Origin of the sequence: Paracoccus cavernae, from assembly GCF_042430175.1 — a bacterium.
In the GTDB taxonomy this organism is placed as follows: Bacteria; Pseudomonadota; Alphaproteobacteria; order Rhodobacterales; family Rhodobacteraceae; genus Paracoccus; species Paracoccus cavernae.
The window spans coordinates 78515-85087 of the sequence record NZ_JBHMDZ010000017.1 but is presented as its reverse complement, the minus strand read 5'-3'; the positions used below and the strand labels follow the sequence as shown (position 1 = coordinate 85087).

Annotated in this window: 5 protein-coding genes; 4 read left to right on the top strand and 1 reads right to left on the bottom strand. The window is 65.6% G+C overall.

Annotated elements, in window-relative coordinates:
* Nucleotides 1-228: 228 nt before the first annotated feature.
* Complete coding sequence (locus ACFFUC_RS12435; RefSeq protein ID WP_377686680.1) at nucleotides 229-1425, top strand: MFS transporter; 1197 nt, start codon at nucleotides 229-231, stop codon at nucleotides 1423-1425.
* Here the strand turns inward: ACFFUC_RS12435 and ACFFUC_RS12430 are convergent.
* Nucleotides 1357-2088 carry a DUF599 domain-containing protein gene (locus tag ACFFUC_RS12430; protein ID WP_377686678.1) on the bottom strand — a complete coding sequence of 244 codons (732 nt, stop codon included), beginning with the start codon at nucleotides 2086-2088 and terminating at the stop codon, nucleotides 1357-1359. The genes ACFFUC_RS12435 and ACFFUC_RS12430 overlap by 69 nt on opposite strands.
* A 527-nt stretch (nucleotides 2089-2615) precedes the next feature.
* Between ACFFUC_RS12430 and ACFFUC_RS12425 the strand changes: the two genes are divergently transcribed.
* Genes ACFFUC_RS12425 through glcF form a run of 3 tightly spaced genes read left to right on the top strand, consistent with a single transcriptional unit; the run spans nucleotide 2616 to nucleotide 6475 of the window.
* Nucleotides 2616-4076 (top strand): FAD-linked oxidase C-terminal domain-containing protein, encoded by a 1461-nt coding sequence (locus tag ACFFUC_RS12425; RefSeq protein ID WP_377686676.1) that lies wholly within the window; start codon nucleotides 2616-2618, stop codon nucleotides 4074-4076.
* Between the two features lie 31 nt (nucleotides 4077-4107).
* Complete coding sequence (locus ACFFUC_RS12420; RefSeq protein WP_377686683.1) at nucleotides 4108-5178, top strand: FAD-binding protein; 1071 nt, start codon at nucleotides 4108-4110, stop codon at nucleotides 5176-5178.
* Nucleotide 5179: 1 nt separating this feature from the next.
* On the top strand, nucleotides 5180-6475 hold the full coding sequence (gene glcF, locus ACFFUC_RS12415) for a glycolate oxidase subunit GlcF (RefSeq protein ID WP_377686674.1): 1296 nt from the start codon (nucleotides 5180-5182) through the stop codon (nucleotides 6473-6475).
* Nucleotides 6476-6573: the final 98 nt, after the last annotated feature.

Here is a 6573-nt window from a genome sequence, read left to right as displayed (position 1 = left end):
AAGCCTGAAGCCTGAAGCCTGAAGCCTGAAGCCTGAAGCCTGAAGCCTGAAGCCTGAAGCCTGAAGCCTGAAGCCTGAAGCCTTCGTGCTCCGCGTTCGGGGGATGGCTGCCTTGCACCGGCTGAATGGGTGCTATTCGGCCTGATGGTGCTGACATTGGGGGCGGGCGATGTTAACGCAATCATGCATCCTTCTTTCCTTTCCTTCCGACGCCTTCGAGGTTCAGCCATGACGCGGCAACCCAATTTGAAATGGGCCATTCTTTCCCTTGCGCTTGGCGCATTCGCCATCGGGACCTCGGAGTTTGCGGCCATGGGGCTGCTTCCGTGGTTCGCGGCCGATCTGGGGATCACCGATCCGCAGGGCGGACATGTCATCTCGGCCTATGCTCTCGGCGTGGTCGTGGGGGCGCCGCTGACCTCCATTCTGGGCGCAAGGCTGCCGCGGCGACGCTACCTCGCGGCTTTGATCGCGATTTACGGGGTCTTCAACCTGCTCGCGGCGGCGCTTCCGGGTTTTCACACGCTGGTCGCCACGCGCTTTCTGGCGGGGCTGCCGCATGGCGGCTTTCTTGGCGTCGCGATGCTTTTCGCCGCCGACAGCCTGCCGCGCGAGCAGCGTGCCAAGGGGGTGACCTATGTGCTTTTGGGCCTGACGGTCGCCAATATCGCGGGCGTGCCGTTGGCGGGGGCCCTGGGGCAGGGGATCGGCTGGCGCTGGGGCTTTGCGCTGCCCGGGCTGATCGCACTGGTCGCTTCGGTGCTGATCCTGAAGCTCGCGCCGCGCGTCGGCGTCGATCCCAATGCGCGCCCCTTCGAGGAGCTCAAGGCGCTGCGCAACCCCTCGGTCATCCTGACGCTTCTGGTCGGGGCCATCGGCTTTGGCGGGCTTTTCGCGGTCTACGCCTATCTCTCGGCCGCGATGCTGGCCACGACCCAAGCGCCGTCCTGGGCCGTGCCGCTGGCGCTTTCGGCCTTCGGGATCGGCGGCACGCTGGGCAGTATCGGCGCGGCGCGTCTGACGATCCGGCTGGGGATTTTCCGCGCGGCCTTCGTGCTCATGGTCTTTATGGCGGCGACGCAGGCCTTTGCTTCTTATGCGGTCGGAAGCTGGCAGCTGATGGTGGCGTCTTCCTTCCTGCTTGGCCTCGGCTCGGGGATGGTGGTGCCGCTCCAGACGCGGCTGATGGATGTCGCGGGGCGGGCGCAAAGCATGGCGGCCGCGATGAACCACGCGGCCTTCAACGCGGCCAATGCGCTCGGCCCCTGGCTCGCCGGCCTTGCGCTGGCGGCGGGGTGGGGCTGGCGCTCTTCCGGGCTGGTCGGGGTCGCGCTTTCGGCGGCGGGGCTCGTCGCGCTATGGCTGACTTGGCGGCATGCCCGCCTCGAGGGCAGCCTCGTCAAGCAGGATGCGCCGCGATCCTGAGGCGAATTCGCGCCGCCAGCTGATGCAGGTCACGGTTGTCGTCGCGACGAAAAGTGCAAGCGGCCCCGCCAGCCAGGCGAGGCCGCCAAGCGCGAAATAGACCCCGCGCAGCCCCGCGTTGAAGCTGCGGGCGGCGCGGATGTTGATTTCGGCTGCCTGCATGGCGCGCGGCATGGCCCGCGGGTCTTTGGAATCATTGGGAACCGAGCCCATGATGATCGCGCAATAGCCGAACAGCCGGTTCGACCAGACGAATTTCAGGAAAGCATCGACCACGATCAGCAGCACGACGATGATCTTGACCTCCCATTGGATGGTCAGCGCGTTCTCGATCTCGAATTGCTGCGCGAGACCGATGACACGGTCGACATTGCCAAGAAGCGCGAGCCCGCCACCGATGGCGATCATCGTCGCCGAGGCGAAAAAGGCGGTGCTCTCGCGCAGGTTCGAGAGGATGTTGCCGTCGAAGATCCTCGGATCGCGCTCGACGAACTGGCGCATCCATTCGCGGCGAAGCGTCTTCATCAGCACCGAGACCGAGGGTTTGCCCTTTGGCGGATGTTCGGTGCGCCAGCTTACCCAGAACCAGCAGCCGATCAGCCACAGAAAGGCCGCGAGGTTCCACAGGTCGAATGTCTTGGTCAGTGCCGAGAGGGCGTACATCGTGATCTTGTCCTTCGTCCGGTCGGTCGCCCGATCCTGTTCCCTGCCGCGTTCCGGCTTGTGGAACGCTTAGGCCTTCCATCCGGCCGCACCTGTTGTCCGGCCCCGCTTTTTCGCGCGGCTCATCCGTTTTCCCGATGCCGGGGCGGTTGCCTGTCCCGGTTGTGAGCGCTATCCACTCGCGAGAGATATCGCAGGAGGACGTTCCGTCCAATTCCAGATGATGCGGCTTTGCCGATTCGCATCCGGAACGGGCAGAGCGGTGCGGTCTGTCATATTGGACAATACAATCAAAATCTTGGCGAGGAAATATCAGCCGGATTTTAGCGTTGTTGCGGGGGGAAGATGAAAAGGGCTGCTGCCGATGGCCGCTGCAACGGGACGGCCGCGGGCCGCGGTGGACGGAGTTGCTCCGTGTCCGCAGCCTTGTTGGCGCGTCCCGATCCGCGCCATGATGAGGAAAGCGCCCCTTTATCGCCCCTTCGCGACCGCTTCGAATACGACCGCGCCCCATAAGGAGAGCCGCCATGGAAATGCCCTTTCCCGATCAGACGGTGATTGCCCGCGCCGCGAGCCTTGCCGCCCGTTTGCGCGCGGCCGTGCCCGATGCCGTGATCGACGATCCCGCCGAGACCCGCGCCTATGAATGCGACGCGCTTTCGGCCTATCGCTGCCCGCCGCTCGCCGTGGTTCTGCCTGCGACGACCGAAGAGGTCGCGGCCGTTCTGCGCATCTGCCACGAGGAGGGCGTGCCGGTCGTGCCGCGCGGTGCGGGCACAAGCCTTGCGGGCGGCTCGATGCCGACCGCCGATGCGGTGGTTGTCGGGCTGTCGCGCATGAATGCGGTGCTTGAAACGAACTACCCCGACCGTCAGGTGCGGGTGCAGGCGGGGCGGACGAACCTCTCGATCTCGGGGGCGGTGGACGGCGACGGGTTCTTCTATGCGCCCGATCCGTCGAGCCAGCTTGCCTGCGCGATCGGCGGCAATATCGGGATGAACTCGGGCGGGGCGCATTGCCTGAAATACGGCGTGACGACGAACAACCTGCTTGGCGTGCGCATGGTGATGATGGACGGCACGATTGTCGACCTCGGCGGGCCGATGGGCGAGGCGCAGGGGCTTGATCTTCTGGGCGTGGTCTGCGGCTCGGAAGGCCAGCTTGGTATCGTGACCGAGGCGACCTTGCGCATCCTTCCCAAACCCGCCGGCGCGCGCCCCGTTCTGGTCGGCTTCGATTCCAGCGAAGTCGCGGGCGCCTGCGTCGCCGCAATCATCCGCGCCGGCGTCATCCCCGTCGCGATCGAATTCATGGACCGTCCCTGCATCCGCGCGACCGAGGAATTCGCCAAAGCGGGCTATCCCGATTGCGAGGCGCTTTTGATCATCGAGGTCGAAGGGACGCCCCCCGAGATTGCCGAGCAGCTTGGCCTGATCCGCGCCATTGCCGAAAGCTTCGATCCGGTCGAATTCCGCGAGAGCAAATCCGAAGACGAATCCCGCCGCATCTGGCTGGGGCGCAAATCGGCTTTCGGCGCGATGGGCCAGATCAACGATTACATGTGCCTTGACGGGACCATCCCCGTCTCGACCCTGCCGCAGGTGCTGGCGGGGATTGCGGCGCTGTCGCAGCAATACGGGCTTGGCGTCGCCAATGTCTTTCATGCGGGCGACGGCAATATGCATCCGCTTATCCTGTATAACGCCAATAAACCCGGCGATCTGGAACTGTGCGAGGCGTTCGGTGCCGATATCTTGCGCCTTTGCGTCGAGGTCGGCGGCTGCCTGACCGGCGAACATGGCGTCGGCGTCGAAAAGCGCGAGCTGATGGTGGCGCAGTTCGAGCCGGTGGATCTCGAGGTCCAGATGCGCGTGAAGGATGTCTTCGACGCGCAGTGGCTGCTCAATGCGGCCAAGGTTTTCCCGCTTGCAAGCTCGGCCCCGCGCCGCGAGGCGGGGCGTGACACAGCAAAAGCCCGTGCGGCCTGAGGTGATGGAGGCCGTGATGGACCAAAAGACGATGCGCCCGCAAAGCGAAGAAGAGTTGGCCGCGCTGATCCGCGAGGCGCGCGCGCCGCTCACGCCGGTCGGCGGGGCGACGCGACTCCAGCCGGGTGAGGGGCAGGGCATGCGGCTTGACCTCTCGGCGCTGTCGGGGGTGCGGCTCTACGAGCCCGAGGCGCTGACGCTGGTGGTCGGCGCGGGCACAACCCTCGCCGGGATCGAGAAGGTTCTGGCTGCCGAGGGCCAGATGCTCGCCTTCGAGCCCGACCGCCGCCAAGACTCGACCATCGGCGGGATTGCTGCCGCCAATGCCTCGGGGCCGCGTCGCGTGCAGGTCGGGGCATGCCGCGATGCGATGCTCGGAGTGCGTTTCGTTACCGGCGAGGGCGAGATCGTCAAGAACGGCGGGCGGGTGATGAAGAACGTCACCGGCTACGATCTCGTCAAGTTGCTTGCAGGCTCGCGCGGGACGCTTGGCGTGCTGACGGAAGTGTCGCTGAAAACCGCGCCGATCCCGCCGGTATCGCGTACCTTGGTGCTTGCGGGGGCCACGCCGGATGTGGCGGTGGCGGCGCTGACCTCGGCGCTGACAGGGCCATACGACATCAGCGGTGCGGGTTGGCTTGCGGGCACGGGCGCGATGATCCGTGTCGAGGGGCTGAAAGGCTCGGTCGATCTGAGGAGCCAGCAATTGGCGGCGCGTCTGGCGGATTTCGGCACACTCTCCGAGGGTGATGGCGCGCATTGGGCAGGGTTGGTTCCTGCGTCCGCCGGTGCCGGTGACGATGCGGGCGATCTGTGGCGGATTGTGTGCCTCCCGTCCGAGGCGCCGGCTCTGCTTGCGCGCCTGCCCGCGCCCTTGGCGCTTGACTGGGGCGGCTCCTTGATCTGGGTCGCGATGCCGGCGGGGCGGATCCCCGACCTCGGTCCCTTCAGCGGGCAGGCGAGCCGCGTTCACGCGCAGCCGGGGGCGCAAGCCCTGCAGCTTCCCGCCATCAATCCGGTCGTCGCAGGGCTCAATGCCGGTCTGCGCGCCAAATTCGATCCGCGCGGGATTTTCGCCGGCGCAGCAGGGAAGGCCGCCTAAGATGCAGACGAATTTCACCCCCGAGCAGCTGCAGGACCCCGGCATCGCCCATGCCAACAAGATCCTGCGCTCTTGCGTCCATTGCGGTTTTTGTACGGCGACCTGTCCGACCTATCAGGTTTTGGGTGACGAGTTGGACAGTCCCCGCGGGCGCATCTATCTCATCAAGGACATGCTGGAAAACGACCGTCCGGCGGATGAAAAGACGGTCAAGCATCTCGACCGCTGCCTGTCGTGCCTGTCGTGCATGTCGACCTGCCCGTCGGGCGTGAACTATATGCATTTGATCGACCATGCCCGCGTCCATGTCGAAAAGACCTATCGCCGCCCGCTTGGCGATCGCGCCTTGCGCTGGCTGCTCGCGAACCTGCTGCCCTATCCCAAACGCTTCCGTCTGGCGCTTTTGGGCGCCAAGATCGCGCGGCCTTTGGCAGGGCTGATGCCAGACAAACGCCTGCGCGCGATGCTGGAAATGGCACCCAAGCAGATCCCGAGCGTCAGCCGCAACGACGACGGCCAGACCTTTGCGCCGATCGGGCCGAAACGGGCGCGGGTTGCTTTGATGCCGGGTTGTGCGCAGCGTGCGCTGAACACCGACATCAACGATGCGACGATCCGCCTGCTGCGGCGCGCGGGTTGCGAGGTGGTCATCCCCGAGAATTTCGGCTGCTGCGGCGCGCTGACCCACCACATGGGCCGCGAGAACGACGCTTTGCGTACCGCGCGTTCGGCGATCAACGGCTTTCTGGCGGCGGACCGCGCCGGTGCGCTTGACGCGATCATTATCAATACCTCGGGCTGCGGCACGACCGTCAAGGATTACGGCCATATGTTCGAGGGTGATCCGATGGCGGCCGAGGCGCGCAAGATCGCGGGTCTCGCGCGGGATGTGACCGAATTTCTCGAGGGCCACGGCCTGCCGGATGCGGTCGCGGTGCGCGAGCCCCTGCGGGTGGCCTATCATTCGGCCTGTTCGCTCCAGCATGGCCAGCAGATCAAGACGACGCCGAAGACCCTTCTGGCCGAGGCCGGTTTCACCGTTCTCGAACCCGCCAACCCGCACCTGTGCTGCGGCTCGGCAGGGACCTACAACCTGATGCAGCCCGAGCTGTCGCAGGAGCTCAAGCGCCGCAAGGTCGGCACGCTCGAGGCGGTCTCGCCCGAGATCATCACGGCGGGCAATATCGGCTGCATGATGCAGATCGGATCGGGAACCCAAGTGCCGGTCGTCCATACGGTCGAGCTTCTGGACTGGGCAACGGGCGGGCCGAAGCCTGCGGCCCTTGCCTTGCAATAGCCGCAATCCGGCCTGTCGCTTGCGTCAGGCCGGAGCGCTCCGCCGCCCTTGAAATAGGGGGGCGAACATCCCAATTTGATCCTGTCGGAGGGCCAAAA